Source organism: Devosia sp., from assembly GCF_017307495.1.
GTDB lineage: Bacteria > Pseudomonadota > Alphaproteobacteria > Rhizobiales > Devosiaceae > Devosia_A.
Genome location: NZ_JAFKHE010000033.1, coordinates 37,418 through 56,719, shown reverse-complemented (window position 1 = coordinate 56,719; position 19,302 = coordinate 37,418). Strand labels below are relative to the sequence as shown.

The 19,302-nt window shown below is 61.7% G+C and carries 23 protein-coding genes; 13 read left to right on the top strand and 10 right to left on the bottom strand.

The genetic code is table 11. The annotated features are described in order from the left end of the window. Positions 1–125: 125 nt before the first annotated feature. The 9 genes from J0I99_RS20085 to J0I99_RS20045 are packed head-to-tail and all read right to left on the bottom strand — an operon-like array spanning position 126 to position 7,625. The gene (locus J0I99_RS20085) at positions 126–1,238 is read right to left on the bottom strand and encodes an NAD(P)/FAD-dependent oxidoreductase (RefSeq protein WP_291399233.1); all 1,113 of its coding nucleotides are present in this window, start codon (positions 1,236–1,238) and stop codon (positions 126–128) included. Further along, positions 1,235–1,888 (bottom strand): thioredoxin domain-containing protein, encoded by a 654-nt coding sequence (locus J0I99_RS20080; protein ID WP_291399232.1) that lies wholly within the window; start codon positions 1,886–1,888, stop codon positions 1,235–1,237. Before J0I99_RS20080 ends, J0I99_RS20085 begins: the two co-directional genes overlap by 4 nt. After that, positions 1,885–2,343, bottom strand: a complete 459-nt coding sequence (locus tag J0I99_RS20075; protein ID WP_291399231.1) for a disulfide bond formation protein B — start codon at positions 2,341–2,343, stop codon at positions 1,885–1,887. The genes J0I99_RS20080 and J0I99_RS20075 overlap by 4 nt, the downstream gene beginning before the upstream one ends. 8 nt (positions 2,344–2,351) lie before the next feature. Continuing rightward, entirely contained in the window at positions 2,352–3,266 is a 915-nt protein-coding gene (locus tag J0I99_RS20070) for a cation diffusion facilitator family transporter (RefSeq protein WP_291399230.1), read from the bottom strand. A 32-nt stretch (positions 3,267–3,298) separates the two neighbouring features. Then, complete coding sequence (locus J0I99_RS20065; protein WP_291399229.1) at positions 3,299–3,628, bottom strand: zf-TFIIB domain-containing protein; 330 nt, start codon at positions 3,626–3,628, stop codon at positions 3,299–3,301. A gap of 32 nt (positions 3,629–3,660) precedes the next feature. Then, on the bottom strand, positions 3,661–4,317 hold the full coding sequence (locus tag J0I99_RS20060) for an SCO family protein (protein ID WP_291399228.1): 657 nt from the start codon (positions 4,315–4,317) through the stop codon (positions 3,661–3,663). Further along, positions 4,310–4,786 (bottom strand): copper chaperone PCu(A)C, encoded by a 477-nt coding sequence (locus tag J0I99_RS20055; RefSeq protein WP_291399227.1) that lies wholly within the window; start codon positions 4,784–4,786, stop codon positions 4,310–4,312. The genes J0I99_RS20060 and J0I99_RS20055 overlap by 8 nt, the downstream gene beginning before the upstream one ends. 2 nt (positions 4,787–4,788) lie before the next feature. Next, complete coding sequence (locus J0I99_RS20050; RefSeq protein WP_291399226.1) at positions 4,789–5,292, bottom strand: signal peptidase II; 504 nt, start codon at positions 5,290–5,292, stop codon at positions 4,789–4,791. Beyond that, positions 5,292–7,625 carry a heavy metal translocating P-type ATPase gene (locus J0I99_RS20045; RefSeq protein ID WP_291399225.1) on the bottom strand — a complete coding sequence of 778 codons (2,334 nt, stop codon included), beginning with the start codon at positions 7,623–7,625 and terminating at the stop codon, positions 5,292–5,294. The genes J0I99_RS20050 and J0I99_RS20045 overlap by 1 nt, the downstream gene beginning before the upstream one ends. Before the next feature lie 188 nt (positions 7,626–7,813). Between J0I99_RS20045 and J0I99_RS20040 the strand changes: the two genes are divergently transcribed. The 9 genes from J0I99_RS20040 (at position 7,814) to J0I99_RS20000 (ending at position 15,184) form a co-directional block, all read left to right on the top strand. Further along, complete coding sequence (locus tag J0I99_RS20040; protein ID WP_291391129.1) at positions 7,814–8,251, top strand: helix-turn-helix domain-containing protein; 438 nt, start codon at positions 7,814–7,816, stop codon at positions 8,249–8,251. A 100-nt stretch (positions 8,252–8,351) separates the two neighbouring features. Continuing rightward, entirely contained in the window at positions 8,352–8,996 is a 645-nt protein-coding gene (locus J0I99_RS20035; protein WP_291391128.1) for a thioredoxin domain-containing protein, read from the top strand. A gap of 5 nt (positions 8,997–9,001) precedes the next feature. Continuing rightward, positions 9,002–9,844, top strand: a complete 843-nt coding sequence (locus tag J0I99_RS20030; RefSeq protein WP_291399224.1) for a DsbA family protein — start codon at positions 9,002–9,004, stop codon at positions 9,842–9,844. Positions 9,845–9,936: 92 nt separating this feature from the next. Then, complete coding sequence (locus tag J0I99_RS20025) at positions 9,937–11,049, top strand: multicopper oxidase domain-containing protein (protein ID WP_291399223.1); 1,113 nt, start codon at positions 9,937–9,939, stop codon at positions 11,047–11,049. A gap of 30 nt (positions 11,050–11,079) precedes the next feature. Next, positions 11,080–12,276 carry a ZIP family metal transporter gene (locus J0I99_RS20020; protein WP_291399222.1) on the top strand — a complete coding sequence of 399 codons (1,197 nt, stop codon included), beginning with the start codon at positions 11,080–11,082 and terminating at the stop codon, positions 12,274–12,276. Positions 12,277–12,291: 15 nt separating this feature from the next. After that, positions 12,292–12,945: a Fur family transcriptional regulator gene (locus J0I99_RS20015; RefSeq protein WP_291399221.1), complete on the top strand. Its 654-nt coding sequence runs from the start codon at positions 12,292–12,294 to the stop codon at positions 12,943–12,945. Continuing rightward, positions 12,839–13,174, top strand: a complete 336-nt coding sequence (gene copC, locus J0I99_RS20010) for a copper homeostasis periplasmic binding protein CopC (RefSeq protein ID WP_291399220.1) — start codon at positions 12,839–12,841, stop codon at positions 13,172–13,174. The genes J0I99_RS20015 and copC overlap by 107 nt, the downstream gene beginning before the upstream one ends. A gap of 2 nt (positions 13,175–13,176) precedes the next feature. Next, on the top strand, positions 13,177–14,037 hold the full coding sequence (locus J0I99_RS20005; RefSeq protein WP_291399219.1) for a CopD family protein: 861 nt from the start codon (positions 13,177–13,179) through the stop codon (positions 14,035–14,037). Positions 14,038–14,149: 112 nt separating this feature from the next. Then, positions 14,150–15,184 (top strand): M23 family metallopeptidase, encoded by a 1,035-nt coding sequence (locus J0I99_RS20000; RefSeq protein ID WP_291399236.1) that lies wholly within the window; start codon positions 14,150–14,152, stop codon positions 15,182–15,184. Between the two features lie 5 nt (positions 15,185–15,189). Here J0I99_RS20000 and J0I99_RS19995 read toward each other — a convergent pair whose 3' ends face one another. Then, positions 15,190–15,804, bottom strand: coding sequence for a transglutaminase-like cysteine peptidase (locus J0I99_RS19995; RefSeq protein ID WP_291399218.1), 615 nt, complete (start codon positions 15,802–15,804; stop codon positions 15,190–15,192). A 287-nt stretch (positions 15,805–16,091) separates the two neighbouring features. On the opposite strand from J0I99_RS19995, the gene J0I99_RS19990 reads away from it, so the two are divergent. The 4 genes from J0I99_RS19990 (at position 16,092) to J0I99_RS19975 (ending at position 19,232) form a co-directional block, all read left to right on the top strand. Then, positions 16,092–16,409 carry a hypothetical protein gene (locus tag J0I99_RS19990; protein ID WP_291399217.1) on the top strand — a complete coding sequence of 106 codons (318 nt, stop codon included), beginning with the start codon at positions 16,092–16,094 and terminating at the stop codon, positions 16,407–16,409. A 621-nt stretch (positions 16,410–17,030) separates the two neighbouring features. Next, the gene (locus tag J0I99_RS19985; protein WP_291399216.1) at positions 17,031–17,588 is read left to right on the top strand and encodes a DsbE family thiol:disulfide interchange protein; all 558 of its coding nucleotides are present in this window, start codon (positions 17,031–17,033) and stop codon (positions 17,586–17,588) included. After that, a complete protein-coding gene (locus J0I99_RS19980; protein ID WP_291399215.1) occupies positions 17,585–18,130 on the top strand; it encodes a TlpA disulfide reductase family protein in 546 nt (181 codons plus the stop codon). The genes J0I99_RS19985 and J0I99_RS19980 overlap by 4 nt, the downstream gene beginning before the upstream one ends. A 403-nt stretch (positions 18,131–18,533) precedes the next feature. After that, positions 18,534–19,232 carry an SCO family protein gene (locus tag J0I99_RS19975; RefSeq protein WP_291399214.1) on the top strand — a complete coding sequence of 233 codons (699 nt, stop codon included), beginning with the start codon at positions 18,534–18,536 and terminating at the stop codon, positions 19,230–19,232. Positions 19,233–19,302 lie beyond the last annotated feature (70 nt).

The window sequence follows — 19,302 nt, the reverse complement described above, 5'->3', positions numbered from 1 at the left end:
AAAATGCCAGCGTCGGATAACGCTCAACAATGCCATGTCGATCACTCCACAGCCCCCGCTCAAACCACGAGGGGCAAGGGTCACACATGGGTCAAATCTCGATGGAAAAATCCCAGCCTGCTGGGTCAGTTCTCAGTGGCAATCAACAACCTGAGCTTAAGGGCTCGTTCGACCGCCGTTCGCGTGTCGTGGCCGAAAGCCTCAGACACCTCGGCGGCGATCAGCCGAGCGTCGGCTCCAACTCCCGTGATGAGCGCAGACGCTCTGTTGCGCTGCCAAGGACGGCCTACAAAATACAGACCCGGGATCGGCGAGCGTCCTCGGTAGTGCTGGAAGGCGCCATCTGCATCGCGCGCGCCGCCGATTTCAAGCCAGGCGCTCTCATCCCCATAGCCAAGCGCCCAGACAACGGTTTCCACTTCAAGAGACGTGCCATCACTGAAGCGTATCTCCTTGCCGTGAGCCGCAACCGCGCGAGGCTTGAGTTCTACGCCCAGCCGACCAAGAGTGGGCAGGTCGCGCTGTCTGTTGGGGAACGGGTCCGCCTTGCGCATGAACCTGCCAACTGGCGAATTGGTGTCGGCGCTAAGGAGGCCCAGCGCCCGTAGCCACTTCCACGTACCGATGCCAAGAATCTTTTCAGGCAGCAGCCGGCGCGGTCGGCCGCACGCCAGCACGACAGTGTGACTATCGGCTAGATCAGCGGCGATATCGCGCCCGGAAGCGCCGTCACCGATCACAACGACGCGGTGACCGGACACCTCTGCACGTGTCCTGTAAGTTTCCGCCGAGAGCTGCTGCACATCGTCTGAAAGGTCAGCAGCCATCGCGGGCACAATCGGCGACTGAAAGCCTCCCGTTGCAACGATCACAGTTGCAGCGGTGATCTGCTCTCCCGAACTCAGGTCCGCTAGAAACCCCTTGTCCGATCGGGCCAGCCGAACAACCCGCTGGTTGGAGCGGACGGGCAACGCGAACTTCTCGGCGTACCGCTCAAGGTAGTCGCCGAACTCACTTGCGGTTGCATAGCCAGCGGGTTCGCCCGGCAAGGCGAGACCCGGAAGGCTGCTGAACTCCCGTGGGGTGAACAGGGTGAGACAAGCGTAGCGTTTCCGCCAGCTGTCCCCGATGCGGTCGGCGGCATCGAGCACCACAAACGATGGACCCAGCCGCTTCAGCCAATAGGCGGTTGACAACCCCGCCTGCCCTCCTCCGATCACCAGAACGTCGACACTCACGCGCCGGCGCCCTGTACCTCGGCTGTAACCAGGTCGTAGAGTTGCTGGGGACCGAAATCTGTCAGCGGTTTTCCATTGACGAAAAAGGTCGGAGTTTGGGTTAGGCCAACGGCCTCAACATCGGCTGCATCCTGAGCCAGCACAGCCGTGACAGGGTCCGTTTGGGCATCCGTTCGCGCCTTGTTCAGGTCCAGGCCGGCAGAGCCGGCGATCGACCAAGCCTTCTCGATATCGGGGGCGCCGTGCACGGCCCATTCAGGCTGTTTCGCAAGGAGCGCCTCCAGCACTGGGATGAACTTGTCCTGGAGCCTGCCCGCCTCCAGTATCCGGACCACCTGGTCCGATCCCTCATGCAACGCGGCATAACGGAGTACCAGGCGAACCTTGCCCGCGTGCAGTTCCATGATCTGCTTCACGATCGGATAAAAGGCGCGGCAAGCCTCACATGACGGATCGAAGAACTCGGTGATCGTCACCTTCGCCTCGGTCGGGCCAATTATCGGAGCATGATCACGGTAGAGGGCAGCACCGACTTTGGTGGCGCGATCGCGAGCGGCCGAAGCAACGGCTTCTCGATACGCGAACGCACCGCCGGTATATGCGACGATGGCAAAGCCGGTAACACCGAGGACGAAGTGACGCCGATTCATCGCGGTTCTCCCTTGCGGACTTCGACGAGGAGCATTGAGAGACCCACGAATGCGGCGAGAGACAGCACGGGAATGGGCAACTCGAGGATAGTCATCGCGGCGTCCGTACAGGAAGGCCCGGCACCACACGGTTCGATGCTCTCAGGTATGACGCCGTAGTAGAGCAGCGTGTGGAAGGCTGCGATGAGGATTCCGGCACCTGTGATGGGCAGCGCGTATCGCCATACTCCCAGATCCCCGCGCCAGGCGGCGATGCCGAGCAGCAGTGCCAACGGAAACATCGCGGCCCGCTGGTACCAGCACAAGACGCAGGGCTGTTGCCCCATCACCTCGCCAATGAACAACACTGCCGCTGCCGCAAACAAGGCCAGAACCCATGCAGCCAGCAGCGCTATCGTGGCGCCATCCTTCATATTGATTTGTGTCTGGTCCGTCCGGACCGCCGTCTCCGTCATTGCCTGCCTCATACCTGGGTTCTGATTTCCTTGCCGCGGGTTGCGGCCGTTTCGATCTGGATCGTGGTGTGATCGATTCCAAAGTCGTCATGCAGCAGAGATTGTGCGGCGCGCAGAACGGACTGCTGGTCTGCGTCGTCGGCAACCACCAGATGTCCACTCATCGCGTCGAAGCCGGAGGTGATGGTCCATACGTGAAGGTCGTGCACGTCGAGCACACCATCGATGGCCTGCAGGTCACGCTCGAGTTTGGCAGCATCCAGACCAATTGGCGTTCCCTCGAGGAGGATATTGACGGCGTGAGTGAGGAGCACCCACGTCCGCGGAACGATGAAGATGCCAATTGCTGCGCCAATGATCGGGTCGGCCAGGGTCCAGCCGGTGAACATGATGATAAGCGCCGAAATGATGACGCCGATCGAACCGAGCATATCGGCGAGGACCTCGAAATAGGCTCCCCGCAGGTTAAGACTCTCCTGCGAGCCGGCCGCCAGTATCCTCATGCTGATCAGATTGACGGCAAGTCCGATTACCGCCACCACCAGCATGGGCGTCGATAGCACCTCCGGAGGTGAGAAGAAGCGCTGATAGGCCTCGTACAAGATGTACACGGTCAGCAGCAGCAGAACGACCGCGTTCGCTAGCGCGGCCAGCACTTCGCTTCTGAGGTACCCGTACGTCTTGAGCGACGATCTTGGGCGGGACGCGAACCAGATGGCAAACAGAGCTAGCGCCAGGCCACCCACATCCGTCAGCATGTGGGCGGCGTCGGCGAGGAGGGCCAGGCTGCCGGTGACAAGTGCGCCGACGACTTCAGCGACGAGGTAGGTCGAGGTCAGCGCCAGCGCCCACACCAGGCTGCGCCGATGGCGCGCACCCGCCGTTCCCGTCGTCGGTCCGCTATGGCTGTGTCCGGCTGACATCGGCTTCGTGCGCTCCCGCTCGGCGATAGGCTTCAGTCGTCGAACAAGCGCGAGAGAAAGGACTCCCGCCGGCGGCCGTGACTTCCGCCGTAACGATGGTCATCGTCATGCCGATCACGCGAGTGGCCAGTCTGGGGTCTCCCTTCGTCGCGCGGCGCCTCCCGCCCGAAAGGCGAAGTCGGGGTCGGTAAGCTGCGTTCGATGATCTTGTCGAGCTCGCCGCGATCCAACCAAACGCCGCGACATTTCGGGCAGTAATCTATTTCGATGCCCTGCCTGTCGCTCATGACCAGGTCCACCCGACAAGTGGGGCATAGCAAGCCGTGGCCCGAGGGCGCGGAAGCGGTCTGAGGTTGAGCCATCGTGATCTCCTTCGTGTAGTACCTATTGGGGGTTAAGCGGCGTCGGCCGTCAGCTTGCGAAGTTTCTGCAGCTTCGTTTCAAGCGGCTCTTCGGGATCAAGGGTCCCCACGAACTCCCCCTTCGCGTTGGTGAGGAATATTCCAGCGCTGTGCTCCATGTCGTAGCCGCCGCCGTCCTGCGGCACCTTCGCAAAGTACACGAACCGCGATTTCGCCATTGAAGTGATAGCCGCAAGATCGCCCGTGAGGCCGACTATCCGGGGATCGAAATACTCGACGTACGGCTTCAGTACTTCCGGCGTGTCCCGCTCGGGGTCGACGGTCACGAACACCGTGTTGAGCTTCGCTGCGTCTTGACCCAACTCTTTCAGCAAGGTCGCCATTTCGGCCAGCGCTGTTGGGCAGACGTCCGGACAGTTGGTGAAGCCATAGAACCAGGCAGCGGCCTTGCCGGCGAATGCCTTTTCGGTGACCGGTTGGCCATCCTGGTTGACCAGCTGGAACGGCGCGGTGAGCGGCACGCCTGGGCCGAGCTGCGCGGTTGGGGCGGGCGTTAGCAAGCGAGGCAATGCCATGTAGGCGGCGGCCCCGACTACCAATATCCACAAGACCACCTGGAATATCCGCAAGGTAAGCGGTGGTTTGTATTTTGGCTTCTTGGCAGCGGGCACCGGGGCGTCATTACTCATGGTGGGCCTCGGTGTCCTCGAGCTTGGTGCCTGCCGGCTCCACCTCGAAAGTCATCGGCAGCGCCCCCGCCTTATCAAAGACCAGGGTGGCATCCATGAGGAAACCCAGATCGATCGGCCCGGTCAGGCCGACCAGCATGGCGTGGGTGCCGTCGGCGCCCAATCGGAACTCGTCGCCTGCCGGAATCTCGAACCCCTCTTTGATTGGTTGCATCTTCGCGATGCCGCCCTCGATGACAGTCCGGTGAAACTCGACCTTTTCCGCTGCCGTGGTCTCGATCCGCAACAGCCGGTCCGGTGTGGAACCCCCGTTGCGGATCACCATGTAGCCGGCCGCCGTCGTCGCCTTGGGTGGTGTCGCGCGCAGAAACGGGTGCACGATTTCGATCTCCCCAATGGTGAAGCCGTGCGCGGATGCTGGAACGATCAGGCCGGCCAGAAGGCCCAGCGCCAGTAGCAGCTTTTTCATCGTCAATTTCCCTTGACGGCTTCGGACGCGGGCCGATTGGTCGGGCCCGAGATCAGGATGCCGCCGAACGCTCCGATGGCACCGATGGTGATCCATATGTCGGCGACGTTTCCGACAAACAGAGGCTCGCCAAGCCATCGGTACGCCAGAAAATCGGTAACGGCACCATTCAGCAGTCGATCCACAACGTTCCCCACTGCTCCGGCAAAGATGAGGCCAATGAATGGGCGGCGCCACTCACTCTTCGTCCGCATGAGCCATGCGCCGAGCCCGATCGTCAGACCTATGGTGACGAGCAAAGGAATAATCCGGCCCGGACCGTCACCGAAAGACAGGAGCCCTAGGGTCGCGCCGTAATTTTCGGTCAGTTGCAGACCGAGAAATGGCCCGAGGTCGAGCTCGACAACCGGGGGCACGAGCGTGGTGCGGGCCCAGAACTTGGTGACCAGATCGACGAAGATCAGACCGGGCACCGCGAACCAGAGATACGCATGCCGCATCTCCATCAACGCTCGAGCCCCTTCCATGCAAGCAGCCGCATAGCGTTGGCGGTCACAAGCACAGTTGCACCGGTGTCGGCCAGAATTGCGGGCCACAGCCCCGTGATGCCGATGACCGTAGTCACCAGAAAGAATGCTTTGAGCCCCAGTGAGATGGTGATGTTCTCGACAATGTTGCGCATTGTAGCGCGCGACAGCACGATCATGTTCGCGATATCCAGCACCCGGCCATGCAGCACCGCCGCGTCGGCCGTCTCCAGTGCCACGTCCGTGCCGCCACCCATCGCTATGCCAATGTCGGCAGCAGCAAGTGCCGGAGCATCGTTGATGCCGTCGCCAACCTTGCCAACCACCTTCCCCTGCTGGCGCAGTTCGTCGACGAACTTCTGCTTGTCTTGCGGCAGTAGCTCGGCTCGAGGCTCGATGCCCAGGGACTTGCCGATCGCCTCGGCAGTGCGGCGATTGTCGCCGGTGAGCATAACCACGTCAGCTCCCAGCCGCTTCAGTGCATCCAGACCGGCCTTGGCATCCTCGCGCGGCTCATCGCGCATCGCGATCAATCCCGCGACCTTGCTGTTGGCGAGCAGTACAGAAACGGTCTTACCTTCGTCATTTAGCGCGGCAATCCGGCTCTCGAGATCGGCAGAGAGGGGTGCGCGCTCGCCAGCAGCGCGGCGAGAACCGAGAAACAGCTCCTGCCCCTCAACCGTGCCGATGACACCTTTGCCGCCCACCGCTCCAGCGCCTTCAACTCGCTTGGGATGGACGTTCTGCTCCTTCGCTTTGGCCAGGATCGCCGTGGCCAGCGGGTGGCTAGATCCCACTTCTAAGGCCGCAGACAGTGCGAGCACGTCGGCCTCCGAATGATCGACCCCGACGATGTCGGTGACCTGCGGCTTGCCCACGGTCAGCGTACCCGTTTTGTCGAGTGCTACGTGGTTGATCTTGCCCAAGCCCTCGAGCACGGCCCCGCCTTTCATCAACAGGCCGCGTCGGGCGCCAGCCGAGAGGGCAGCAGCGATGGCTGCGGGGGTCGAGATGACCAAGGCGCATGGGCAGCCAATGAGCAGCACTGCCAAGCCCTTATAAATCCACTCTCCCCAGGACTGCCCGAAGAGCAGCGGAGGGACGATGGCTATCAAGGCCGCAACCACCATGACGCCGGGCGTGTAGTATTTCGAGAACCGGTCGATGAACCGCTCAGTCGGCGCCTTCGATTCTTGCGCCTCCTCAACCAGTTTGATGATGCGCGAAATGGTGTTGTCCGAGGCTGCCGCCGTGACCCGAATTCGTAGCACGCCTTCCTGATTGACGGTGCCGGCAAAGACCAGATCGTCGACAGTCTTGCGCTTGGGGACGGACTCACCCGTCACCGGGGCTTCATCAATGGCGCTCTCGCCGGAGACGATAGTTCCGTCGGCCGGGATGCGGTCGCCTGGCCTGACAAGTACGGTCGCCCCGACTGCAACCTGGTCAGCCGGGATTTCGGTGGTCTTGCCGTCGGCCTCGACAAATGCCGTCTTGGGGACCAGCGTGGCCAGGGCCTTTATGCTGGCCCGTGCCCGACCCGTTGCGATTCCCTCGAGCAGTTCGCCCACAAGGAAAAGGAACACCACTACCGCTGCTTCCTCGCTGGCACCGATGAACACGGCGCCGACGGCGGCGACCGTCATCAGCGTCTCAATTGAGAAGGGGCTGCCGTTCAGCGCGCCAAAGAGCGCCCGCCTCGCGATCGGAATCAGACCGACCGCCATTGCGACAATGAAGATCCAGGACTCTACAGAGGGTACGGACCAGGCCAGCGCGAACGCCCCTCCGATCGCCAGCCCGCAAACGATCGTCAGACGAGCCTTGACAGTCTTCCACCAGGGGCCGTCTTCGGGGGAATGGTCGTGACCGTGCATGCCGGCGAGCTTGTCGGGCTTTTCTTGCTTATGATCCTCACCATGGGCATGGTCTTTGTGCTCATCGTGATCATGCTCAAGATGGCTGTGACCATCGTGGTTGTCCTCGCCGTGATCATGTCCGGCGTGAGCGTGCCCTGATTGATCGTGCCCAGTGTGTTCGAGCGTGGGCGCCTGCTTTGCGGTCTCGCTCTTCGATCCAGCATCGCCGCGCTCGATAGCCCTGGCCTTGTAACCGAGACTGGTTACCTTCCGCACGATCTGTTCCAGATCGGCTGCCGGCGAGTGCTTTACGGTCATGGTGCCGGCCACCACGGACACCGAGACGTCCTCGACCCCTTCGACCCTCCGGGTAGCGGTATCGATCTTGGCTGCGCAGCTTGCGCAGTCCATCCCGTCGACGAGAAAGCGGGTCTGGGTCGTTGCCTCGGTCATTTTCATGCTCCTTGCCGCACCGGGCACTGGCTACAACCTCTAGCCACTGGAGGAGCAACGCCTAAACTGATCACGATGCTGTGCAATGATGTCGCACCAGCGCCACGCCCACCCTGCACCGGCGCCAGCACCTTTCATGGTGGATGGCTTTGCACTACATGCTCCAGTGGCTAGAGGAGCACTGTGAAATGGATCATGGCTTAGCGATAGGAAGAGCAGCCGAGCTCAGCGGCGTGAAAGTGCCGACCATCCGGTATTACGAGGAGATCGGACTGCTCCCCGCATTGCAGCGGACAGACGGCAACCGTCGCCTCTATGCAAGGGCGGATGTGGACCGGCTGGCGTTTATTCGCCATGCGCGGGAACTTGGATTTGAGCTCGATGCCATTCGAACGCTTCTGCACCTTCAGGATGAACCGTCCCAGCCATGCGCGGACGCCGACGCCATCGCAAAGGCGCGGCTGGAAGAGGTCCGCAGGAGAATCTTGAGTCTCAGGGCGCTCGAAGCCGAGCTGCAGCGCATGGTCGAAGGCTGCTCCCATGGGCGGGTCGAGACATGTCGGGTGATCGAAATTCTGGCCGATCACAGTGAGTGCCGATTCCATGAGAACAATCAGGCGGCCTGACACGGCGTTTGGGAGAGCGGGCCTCACGCCAAGTTGATCAACATCAGGGATGGCACGGCCGGGCCTCTGACGGGCTAGATGATGGCAACAGGAGGAACGCATGACCATCAACAGACGGACATTCATCGGCAGCACCGCCGCGATCCTGGCGATCGGGAGCATCGCGGGGGGAGCGTCCGCCGAAGACGGGGATACAATTCCCCTGGAAAAGTTGATGAAGCCCGCGGGACCTCCGGATCGATCCTTGGGCGCCGCAGATGCAAAGATCACCCTGATTGAGTATGCGTCGCCGACCTGCCCGCATTGCGCCAAGTTCCATGTAGAGACGTATCCGGAACTGAAGCGCACCTATGTCGAAGCCGGTCAAGTGCGCCTAGTCGTCCGCCCATTCGTGCGCAATGTCCCGGACGCCGTGGTCTTCCTGCTAGCCTATGCCAGCGCCGAGACAGCCTATTTCGACCTGATTGAAGCCTTCTTCAAGACCCAGGAACAGTGGTCGACTTCGGAAACACCGAAGACGGCCCTGGAAAAGATCGCCTTTCAGCATGGCTTCACCCAAGAGAGCTTTGACGCCGCTCTCAAGGACCAGGCGGGCTTCGATGCCCTCGAAGCCGCTCGAGATCAGGCGATGAAGGAGTTCCACCTTACCGGAACCCCCACGTTCTACATCAATGGCAAGCACAGGACCGGAGCGCTCTCACTCGAAGAACTGGCGACGGAATTCGAACCGTTGCTGCGCGCCTGAACGCTATGAAAATACTGGGACTTGTGGTGGTTGTTTTGGCGGGGGCGGTGGCTGGCGCCGTAGCCGCCTTTGCCTTGATCCAATCGCCAATCGGACCCAACTGGGATCAAGCCCAGTTGCGGCAGCTCATCGTCGACGAGATCGCGGCTGCCACGGCTGGCCCGCAATACCGACCGGAAGAACTCGGCCCAATGGTGGAGCAGTACCTCCTGGCCAACCCGGATGTTCTTCAGCGGGTGTCTGACGCTCTCGCTACGAAGCGCCAGGCAGAACAGGCGGCCAAAACCAAGACCCTCATCGCTGAAAACCGCGATCGCATCTTTTCAGACACTGGGGCGGCGGTCGTTGGCAACCCGCTTGGCGACGTCACCCTTGTGGAGATGTACGACTACAACTGTGCCTACTGTCGCACTGCCATGCCGGATCTGGTCGCACTTGTTGACGAGGACCCCAACCTGCGTCTGGTGCTTAGGCAGTTCCCGATCCTGTCACAGGGGTCGGTCGACGCTGCCAAGGTCGGTGTTTTGGTGGATTTGGCAGGAGCAGATTACTGGTCCTTCCACCGAGCGCTCTACACAGCCCGCGGGCAGATCGATGGCCCCGTTGCGTTGCGGGAGGCAGGCAAACTGGGGCTCGACGAGGCGACGTTGAAGGGCAAGCTATCCGACCCGGAAGTGACGGCCGCGCTTGACCAATCCTATGACCTGGCCCGCCGACTCGGCATCTCAGGCACTCCCACTTTCATCATCGGCGATGAGATTGTCCCCGGGGCCGTCGGCATCGAGGTCCTGCGCGAAAAGGTCGGCAATATGCGCGCGTGCGGCAGTACGATCTGTCCCCCAAGCTGAGGACCGCGCCCTTTCTGCAAATCATTCCTACTTGCAAATGACCGCTGGACGTGCTTATCCCTGTTGCGATCTATTCGCAACTAGGAAACAACATGAGCGATCAGTCGCACGGCGACATCGTCACTCGGCGCGGCCTATTGTTGGGCGGGCTCGCGGTAGCAGGTGGTGCGGCAGCGCTGGCCACGACCGCGGCTGCCCAAAGCATGCCAGGCCACGACATGGCCGCCACGTCGGGTGATTCGGCGGTGCCGACCGCCGACCCATACGCAGCGCCTACGGCTCACCGCGGAGCGCATGGCGGCATGATGACCGTGGGCCAAGTCGACTATGCGAGGAACGGTTTCGACCCATCCGCGATGCTGACAGAGTGGGAGAGGGGCACCCTATCCACGACCGTGGACGGTAGACCGCTTCGCACTTTCGAGGTCGAGGCGGTCGACAAGGAAATCGAGATCGCCCCCGGCGTGATGTTCCCGGCTTGGACGTACAACGGACGGGTACCCGGTCCAGCTTTCCGCGCGAAGGAAGGCGAGCGACTACGGTTCGTCTTCAAGAACTTCGGGTCGCACCCACACTCGATGCATTTCCATGGCATCCACTCGGCCCGCATGGATGGCGTGCCGGGTGCTGGCCTCATCAACCCAGGCGAGGAATTCGTCTACGAGTTCGATGCCAAGCCATTCGGCTGTCACCTCTATCATTGCCATGCGCTGCCGCTGAAGCGGCATATGCATAAGGGCATGTACGGCGCCTTCGTCATCGACCCCGACCCCGCTCTCCATCCAGAGTTCGAAGCACAGGCCAAGTCGCGGCTGCTCGGTACGCCGGAGAACGCCCACTGGCAGGAGATGGTGATGGTGATGAACGCCTTCGACACCAACTTCGACAACGAGAACGAGTTCTATGCTGTCAACTCCATCCCGCATGCGTATGGCAACCGGCCGATCCGTATCGAGAAGAGCCGGCCGGTGCGCATCTACCTGGTGAACGTGACCGAGTTCGATCCGATCAACTCGTTGCACCTGCACGCCAACTTCTTCGACTACTATGACACCGGCACGCAGCTCACTCCGACGCTGCGTACCGTCGACCTCATCACCCAGTGCCAGGCCCAGCGCGGCATCCTTGAGTTCAGCTACAAGGACCACGAGCCGGGCATGTACATGTTCCATGCCCATCAGTCTGAGTTTACCGAGCTCGGCTAGATGGGAATGTTCGACGTCGTGGAGGCGTAAATGACGGACACTGCATCGACTCTTCCGCCCCCGCTTGAAGCGAACAGATGGCGTCGCCTTGCATGGCTTTTGCTGCCGCTGGCGCTACTGCTCGCGGCGCTCGCCTGGATCGCGGCAACTGATCCGCTCAGGAGCTTCAACAACGGCGCCCCGCCGGTCGAAGCGCTGACCTATGAGCGCACCATCCTCGACAGCAGCGGGATCAAAGTGCTGGTGCGGGCCGGCGGGTCGGAGCCGATGTCGATCGCGCAGGTCCAGGTCGATGATGCCTACTGGACATTTACCCAGGACCCGCCCGGCGAACTCGCTCGCGGCGCCACCGCCTGGATTTCACTTCCGTATCCTTGGGTGCTGGGCGAGGCGCACCGCGTCAACGTCCTCACCAATACCGGCACTGCCTTCGAGCACGAGATTCCCGTCGCTGTTCCAACGCCGCAGCCAAACGCTTCCGCGCTGACCGCTCAGGCCCTGATTGGCGCCATCGTCGGTATCCTGCCCGTTGCGATCGGTCTGATGTTCTACCCCGCGCTACGCGGCGTCGGCCAATCCGGCTTGAACTTCCTGCTGGCACTGACGATCGGCCTACTCGCGTTCCTACTGATCGACATGAGTGCCGAGGCGCTCGAGCTTGCCGCCGAGTCGGCGGCGCTGTTCCAGGGGCCGGCCATGGTGGTGCTCGCCGCCTTGGCGAGTTTCATGATCCTCATGGCCATCGGCCGCTGGCGCGGCACTCCCGCAGGCCTGGCGCTCTCGTTCTACATTGCCCTCGGGATCGGGCTGCACAACTTCGGGGAGGGTCTCGCTATCGGTGCCGCCTTCGCAGCGGGATCAGCTGGCCTTGGTACATTCCTCGTTCTTGGATTTGCCATCCACAACATCACCGAAGGTATCGGCATAGCAGCGCCGATCCTTAAGGAGCGCCCAAAGCTCTGGTCATTCGTCGTCCTGACGCTGGTGGCTGGCGCTCCCGCGGTGGTTGGAATGTGGATTGGCAGCCTGGCTGTCGCCCCCCAATGGTCGGCTCTTGCCCTGGCTATCGGCGCCGGCGCGATCTTGCAGGTGATCGTCGAGGTTGGTGCCTATCTTCTCCGTTCCAACAAGGGCAAAGGCTCGGCACTGCTGTCGCCTTCGGCTCTGGGTGGTCTCCTGGCAGGCGTCGCCTTCATGTACGCCACCGCCGCAGTGATCAAGATCTGATTGCGAGGACAGTACATGCCAGCGGTCCAGACGCTTGAAAGGCTAACCGATGCCTGCCGCGCCCATGGTATCAAACTCACCGGCCAGCGAAGGGCGATAACGCAGGTCATAGCGAAAGCCCAAGGCCACCCCAGCGCCAACCAAATTCACGAACTGGTCTCGCGCGACCACCCTCGAATCTCGCTCGCCACTGTCTATCGAACGCTCAAGACGCTGCGCGACGCGGGGATTGTGGAAGAGCACACCTTCGGCGAGGGCCGCTGCCATTACGAGCTAGCCGACGGCCCACATCATGACCATCTGATCGACGCCGAAACGGGAGAGATCGTCGAGTTCGTGGATCCCGAAATAGAGAGGCTGCAGCACGCGATTGCCAAGCGGCTCGGCTACAGGCAGCGCACAAACTGGAACTCTACGGGGTACGCGCCGACGACAAATGATCGCCGACCTCATGCCTGGGGCAAACGGTTATCGGAACCGGCTCCGACGCCAACGTCGTATGGCGGCTCGACTCAAGACAATGGGAGAATTCGCGATGACCCTGGCTATCCGAATTGTCGCGTTGCTCACACTGCTGGGGCTGTCCTTTCCAGGGCAGGCTCTGGCGCATGGGCTCCTGGTCCAGACCGTTCCAGCTGCCAATGCGGCTGTTGCCCAGCCACCAGTTGAGATCAGCCTGAGCTTCAATGAGAACATTGAGGCTCGATTCTCCGGCATCGACCTCTTGGGGCCGGACGGCGCGCTCGTCGCTACAGGTGAAATCACGGTAGACAATAAGAACATGGTTGCGCCGGTGTTGGGTTCCCTCGTGCCCGGCGTCTACCAGGTTGATTGGCATGTACTTTCAGCAGATGGGCACAAGGTGAAAGGAAGCTACAGATTTGAAGTCAAACCGTAGAAATGGACGTCGCTAGCACGCTTGTCTTGGCGCGATGGGGCTATTTCCTGTCGGTTATGATCCTGTTCGGGTCGACGCTGTTTCCGTTCTATGCGCTGAACAGGAGCGGCACAGCCTCGCGGGCGCAGCAGCCTCGCGGCATCAATCTTGCCCTTGCGCTTGCGACTATAGCTTTTGCCGGCGTGTGGCTGGTGTCCTTTGCAGCAGGACTCACGGACCGCGAGGGTACCCTTGAAGCGCTGAGTGGCGTTCTGCTGGAAACCGGCTTCGGTCCGGTATGGATCGCCCGGATTTCGCTTGTGATCCTCTTGCTCGGGGCGAGCTTGTGGGGCCCCCCGGGATTTGTCCCCGCGATAACTTTCCTGATTTTGACATGTGAGGGCTGGCAGGGCCACGCCGCAGTATGGGGCATCGTGGGCTCACTCAGTCAGGCTGTCCACGTTGCCGCAGCCGCAGCATGGATAGGGGGCCTCGTGCCCCTCGGTCGCCTGATCGTAGCGGCGCGGCGCGATCCGACGGCAACGGCAGAGGTGGTAACCGCGCTGGGCCGCTTCTCAAGCATGGGCGTAGCGGCCGTAGCGCTCATTGCGGTGACAGGTGCTTTGAACACTTGGCAGATGCTCGGTGGTGTGCCCGATCCGGGCGATGCGTACGGCCGGGTTCTCCTCATCAAAATCAGCTTGTTCGCGGCAATGGTCTGTTTGGCCCTCCACAATCGCTATTTTCTTCTCGAGAAGCGCATGAAGGTTGCACCGGCTCAAGGCCTGCGAACGCTGTCGCGCAATGTCCTGCTTGAGCAAATTCTTGGCTTTGCCGTGCTTCTGGACGTGAGCGCTCTGGGACTGATGGCTCCTAATATGTGAGACCTTGTCGCTTCCTTAACCATAGCGGTCGATCATTCCTGCCATTGTGTGGCGTGGATTGTCCAGCGTGCGCGGCCCTTCATCGGCACTTTGCAGGAAGCGATATGTGGCGATGCTTGCCGGCCTCGTGGTCGTCAATGCGGTCACCTTGTCTGGCCTTGTTACACACCCGGATGTTTCGCGAATGTGGGACGGCCAGCAGACGGCTACATCTGCATACGAAGCCCGACTGGCCCAGTTGCGCCGTGATGTCGATCGCCTTCGCTCCAGGGAGACGGCGAGCAGTGGAAGCACTGCCCTTAAAGTTCAAGACCTCACCCAGCTTCAACTTCAATTGGCCGAACAGCTAAGCACAGTGCGTCTGCTCGGAAGCAAGGTCGCTGACCTAGGCATAGCGGTGTTTCAAAAACCTCTACCGTCGATTCGGCGCGACAACGAGACGTCACCGAAAGTGGGGCCGATCGACAGGATAGAGCTCGAACTTCGTGACATGGAGCAGGAAACCGTCACCGCCCTCGGGGCGCTGACTGAGATCGTCACGCTGTCGGCTGAGGCGATAACAGAAGAACTCACGCAACTTGGCCACCCGCCACAGTTTGATGCCCGGCTGGGTGTCGGTGGACCGCTGCTGGAGGCAGCCGACATGGCACCGGTCGTGCCGACGTTCGATTTGGGTCCGGCGCTTGCCGCCATCGATCGGTTGACGACCGTGCGCCTGGCGATGGAGCGAACCCCAGTTCACCCGCCCGTCGCAACCAGCCGGGTCAGCTCGGGCTATGGCCTTCGCAGTGACCCGTTCACCGGTCAGAAGGCGTTCCACTCCGGGATAGATTTCCCGGCGCCAACAGGTACGCCGGTCAGCAGCGCCGCCAGCGGCGTCGTAAGTTTCGTCGGTTGGAAAGACGGATATGGTCGGGTGGTCGAAATCACCCACGCGTCCGGACTGGTGTCACGGTATCCGCATCTGTCGAAGGCATTGGTCGCGGAAGGCGATGAGGTAGAGGCAGATGCAAGGATCGCGCTGGTCGGGTCCACTGGCCGCTCGACGGGACCGCATCTTCATTTCGAGTTGCGGCAGGGTGATAACGCGATAGACCCTGCTCCCTTTCTGAAGGCAGGCAAGCGCTTAGAGGCGTTCGATACATGAGAGCGCTAATGCACCGCTGCGACCAACACCGGTCGCTGGTCGACAATTTCGACCCAATTGCCGGCGTTGGCTTGTGATTGCCGCTTGAGATAGGTGTAAGGCGTCTCGTTCCAAAGGTGGATGTCGCCGTCCTGGTTGTCGAGGACCAGGTCGCCCCGGTCGGTGCGGGCCATCAGCACTGCGTGGCCCGCGCCATTCTGCTGACGGACCACTGCCATAAGCAGCGTACTCGCCGCCCAGCCTTGGTTGATCAGCTCTCTGCGCTTGGCCAGCGCATAGTCCTCACAGTCGCCCGCCCCCTTCGGGTAGGTCCAGTACTCATCGATCGCGTACTGGTCGAGGTCGGTTAGTGGTGCGACCGTGGCATTGATCTCACCGTTGACTTTCACCAAAGCGTCCCAGGTCGACTGCGTAATTTCGGTCGCCACCACCAGTGTATCGCTTTCGCCGCACTCGGTCGGTGAACTCTTGCAGAATTCATAGTGCCCGACGGGCATAGAGGTCGGCGCTCCTTCCGGTGCGAATGCCGGGTTGCCGAAGTCGACTGCCAGAGCCGACTGCTGACCGATGAGGCCGAACACCGCGGCAAGCGACACCAAAACTAAATGCTTGAAGGACATTGCTCTTCCCCGATCGAGGAGGAGCTTGCCGATGTGGAATTGCCCGAAAGGGAAAAGCTGTAATCAGATTTGAAGCGAGTTGAATGCAACTGGCTAAGGCCGCAGTTACCCTAACTGTTCGTTGATCTGGCTCGGCTGCGCCCTCCTGGCTGCGGCTGATCGTTGCCCGGACCGGGGCTTACCCAGCCCGCCCATCCCGCCCGGTGAGAGCTTCACGCATGATCTACTCGTAGTTCCGGCGCCCGCCGTTTGCGCGGTGAACTGATGCGCTGGCCAGGAGAACAAGCATGACGAATGACGAGACGAACGTGGCTGCGCCTGAGGGAGACGTCGCAGGCCGACATCACGCGCCCAAACCTTCTTGCCTTTGTTCCCATTGCCGCAGCGGCGGGGCTTTCGGCGTCTTCTTCGCTGCGACGCGGCAGATTCGTGCTGCTCAACACCGGCAATTGGAGGCCGGTTCCTCCAACGACGCTGCAGGTGGAGGGAACAAACAGAGTGCTGAAGACTTTGTTTTTCCTGGCTGTATCTGCGGCATTTTTACCGCGGCACGCGGATCAACGGAATGTGCCTTGATGGCAGCATGTTTCGGCGGCAATGCTTGAGGGTCATGGTGAACTGGTCGCTTCGGCAAATAGCGGTGATAGCGCTTGGGCTCTTGTTCGCCCTGAGCGCCAGCACCTTTGCCGTCCAGGCGAGCAGCATGGGCGCGCCGGGGGCACGAATGATGTCGGCATCCAACATGGACGTCGAAAATCAGGTGCCCCCCGACTGCGACGACGGCAAATCCATGCCGCTCCCGTGCAAGGACGCCGCCCCGGCCTGCTATGCAATCTGCGGGGCATCGGCGTTTGCGGTGCTCGTCGAGCCTCAGGCGGCAGCTCGCCTCCTATCCACTGACAAACTCTACCTTCCAAGGGTTGAGCCCCTTTTGGGCAGCAGTACCCCTCCCAGTCCTCCTCCTCCGCGAACCCCCTACATCGGCTGAACGCCAGCACGCTTCGGTTGAAGCCTGCTGAAGCGTGAGCGCGCTTGCTGTTCAGCGCGTGCGTCCGGATCCCCGGTCGCATTCGCGGGCAAAGAGCTGATTTCGGGTAATCGCGGAGGGGTTTCGTGCCCAACAATTCCAAGCCTTATGGCTGGCCGTTCGTGCGGTCCTTCTCGGCGCGCCCGAGATGACAGGGTCTGATCGGGCACAGGCCGAGGCCCGCTGCGTGAGCGCCCCCTTGGGCGTCACGCGGCGCAGCGTACTCGCCTTTATTCCGCTTGCCGCGGTAGGCGGCCTCGTTGCCGTCTTCGCCGCCGGATTGGGCCGCGATCCCAGTGTCATTCCCTCGGCGCTGATTGGCCGGGCCGTGCCGGATTTCGCGCTCCCTCCCGTTCAGGGGCGCAGTCTCGGCCTCTCGAGCGTCGACCTGCGCGGCGAAGTCTCGCTGGTCAATGTCTTCGCTTCTTGGTGCATTCCCTGTCGCGAAGAACACCCAGTGTTCATGCGGCTCGCCCGGGAGAAGGTCATTCCCGTCTATGGCATCAACTACAAGGACGCTCCTGACGACGCAGCGAAATGGCTGGACGAGCGGGGTGATCCCTACACCCGCACAGGCGCCGACCGTGACGGCCGGGTGGCGATCGAGTGGGGCGTCTACGGCGTTCCAGAGACGTTCGTCGTGGGTGCGGACGGCGTCATCGCCCACAAGCATGTCGGGGCAATCACCGAGCAGATCTTGTCGGACACGTTCCTGCCGCTGATTACCCGACTGCAAGCGGAGGCGCGCCCGTCATGAAGCATTCTTTCCTCATGCTCGTTGCTGCCATCGCGACTGCTGCCGTGCCGGTGTCGGCCGCTGAGCCAGCGCGTCAGTTCGCGCTGCATGACACCCCAGTTCCCGTGCCCGACATCAACTTCGCGGACGAAGCCGGTGCCTCGCGCTCGCTTGCCGACTTTCGCGGCAAAGTCGTGGTGCTCAACGTCTGGGCAACGTGGTGCGTCCCGTGCCGCATCGAAATGCCGACCCTGGACCGTCTGCAGGCTAAACTCGGCGGCCCCGACTTCGAGGTGATCGCACTTTCGATCGATCGCGGAGGGCCGAAAGTGGTCAGAAGGTTCTTCGACGAGATTGGCATTCAGCATCTCGCGGTCAGCATCGACACCTCCACGGGCGCGGCTTTCGAGCTTGGCACTGTGGGTCTGCCAGCGACCCTGCTGATCGATCGTGATGGCATGGAGATCGGCCGCGTCATTGGCCCGACCGATTGGGATTCGGAGGAAATGGTCTCGACACTTAAGTCGCTCATCGCTGCCGAGCCGGCACAGCCGACACAATAGCAAGGGAAAGAAACTCCATGAGAATGTCGCAGCATACAAACCTCGCAAAGCCATCGGGAACCGCCGAGCCGGCGGGGCGGCTCGGACGCTACTTAAGCGGTCGCAGGGGACTGCTTGTTCTCGGGGGCATAGCCGTAACGTTGGGCCTCGGCCTCAACTGGAGCTGGCTCGCGGCCGCCGGCATCACCCCGATCCTGGTCGGCCTGCTTCCGTGCGCCGCCATGTGTGCGCTCGGCCTGTGCCTGCCTCGCCTGATGAGACCAACTGCGGACGAGGCGGCGTCACGTGACATGCCGCTCAATGAAGTCCCCGCTTCAAGCAGCGACCAGCCGCAACCGAAACCCACGAGCGCTCAGGCAGATCGCAACACCTCCGCCACAGCCCGGTCATGCGAAGACTACGAGTGAAAGTGAAGAACCTCAAAAGCATTGCATTCGCAGCCACCATCCTCGCCGCGCTCGCCTCGCCTGCCCTGTCCCATTCGCTCGACTACGTCGAGCAACAGCTCATGGAGAATGAGGATTACTTCCAGCCGGTCGACAGCCACGCCCCGGACTTTGCGCTGGAGGACGCTGCCGGGAACCCGGTCGAGATGGCAGACCTTCGGGGGAAGGTCGTCATCCTCAATTTCATCTACACCAATTGCGGCGACTTCTGCCCGCTGCACACTGAGCTGCTTGCGGCCTTGCAGGCGATGATCAACCCGACCCCAATGCGGGACAGGGTCAAGTTCGTCACCATCACGACCGATCCATCTCGCGATACGGGTGCCGTCCTCGCCGAGTACAGCAAGGCGCATGGCGCCGATCTCGGTAATTGGCTGTTCCTGACCACACAGCAGGGGCAACCCGAGGACACGACGCGCACTGTCGCCAAGGGATATGGGCTCGAGTTCACCCAGACGGAGGACGGCGAGCAAATGCACGGCGTCGTCACCCATGTCATCGATCAGGATGGCCGGCTCAAGGCCCGCTTTCACGGATTGAAGGTCCAGCCCCTGAGCATCGTCACTTTCGTTAATGCCCTCGTGAACCGGGACCTACCCGATGATGGTCACGGCGACCCGGGCTTGCTCGACTGGCTGAAAGGACTGCTTGGATGACAGCGGAAACCCCGGAGACAGCTGGCACCTCTGACAGCACGACGCCGAACTCTGCTTGGCCGAAGCGAAC

Coding starts and splice junctions, on each gene's coding strand:
- J0I99_RS20080 (WP_291399232.1), bottom strand. CDS start 1,888: ATGAATCGGCGTCACTTCGTCCTCGGTGTTACCGGCTTTGCCATCGTC.
- J0I99_RS20075 (WP_291399231.1), bottom strand. CDS start 2,343: ATGACGGAGACGGCGGTCCGGACGGACCAGACACAAATCAATATGAAG.
- J0I99_RS20070 (WP_291399230.1), bottom strand. CDS start 3,266: ATGTCAGCCGGACACAGCCATAGCGGACCGACGACGGGAACGGCGGGT.
- J0I99_RS20065 (WP_291399229.1), bottom strand. CDS start 3,628: ATGGCTCAACCTCAGACCGCTTCCGCGCCCTCGGGCCACGGCTTGCTA.
- J0I99_RS20060 (WP_291399228.1), bottom strand. CDS start 4,317: ATGAGTAATGACGCCCCGGTGCCCGCTGCCAAGAAGCCAAAATACAAA.
- J0I99_RS20055 (WP_291399227.1), bottom strand. CDS start 4,786: ATGAAAAAGCTGCTACTGGCGCTGGGCCTTCTGGCCGGCCTGATCGTT.
- J0I99_RS20050 (WP_291399226.1), bottom strand. CDS start 5,292: ATGGAGATGCGGCATGCGTATCTCTGGTTCGCGGTGCCCGGTCTGATC.
- J0I99_RS20045 (WP_291399225.1), bottom strand. CDS start 7,625: ATGACCGAGGCAACGACCCAGACCCGCTTTCTCGTCGACGGGATGGAC.
- J0I99_RS20040 (WP_291391129.1), top strand. CDS start 7,814: ATGGATCATGGCTTAGCGATAGGAAGAGCAGCCGAGCTCAGCGGCGTG.
- J0I99_RS20035 (WP_291391128.1), top strand. CDS start 8,352: ATGACCATCAACAGACGGACATTCATCGGCAGCACCGCCGCGATCCTG.
- J0I99_RS20030 (WP_291399224.1), top strand. CDS start 9,002: ATGAAAATACTGGGACTTGTGGTGGTTGTTTTGGCGGGGGCGGTGGCT.
- J0I99_RS20025 (WP_291399223.1), top strand. CDS start 9,937: ATGAGCGATCAGTCGCACGGCGACATCGTCACTCGGCGCGGCCTATTG.
- J0I99_RS20020 (WP_291399222.1), top strand. CDS start 11,080: ATGACGGACACTGCATCGACTCTTCCGCCCCCGCTTGAAGCGAACAGA.
- J0I99_RS20015 (WP_291399221.1), top strand. CDS start 12,292: ATGCCAGCGGTCCAGACGCTTGAAAGGCTAACCGATGCCTGCCGCGCC.
- J0I99_RS20005 (WP_291399219.1), top strand. CDS start 13,177: ATGGACGTCGCTAGCACGCTTGTCTTGGCGCGATGGGGCTATTTCCTG.
- J0I99_RS20000 (WP_291399236.1), top strand. CDS start 14,150: ATGCTTGCCGGCCTCGTGGTCGTCAATGCGGTCACCTTGTCTGGCCTT.
- J0I99_RS19995 (WP_291399218.1), bottom strand. CDS start 15,804: ATGTCCTTCAAGCATTTAGTTTTGGTGTCGCTTGCCGCGGTGTTCGGC.
- J0I99_RS19990 (WP_291399217.1), top strand. CDS start 16,092: ATGACGAATGACGAGACGAACGTGGCTGCGCCTGAGGGAGACGTCGCA.
- J0I99_RS19980 (WP_291399215.1), top strand. CDS start 17,585: ATGAAGCATTCTTTCCTCATGCTCGTTGCTGCCATCGCGACTGCTGCC.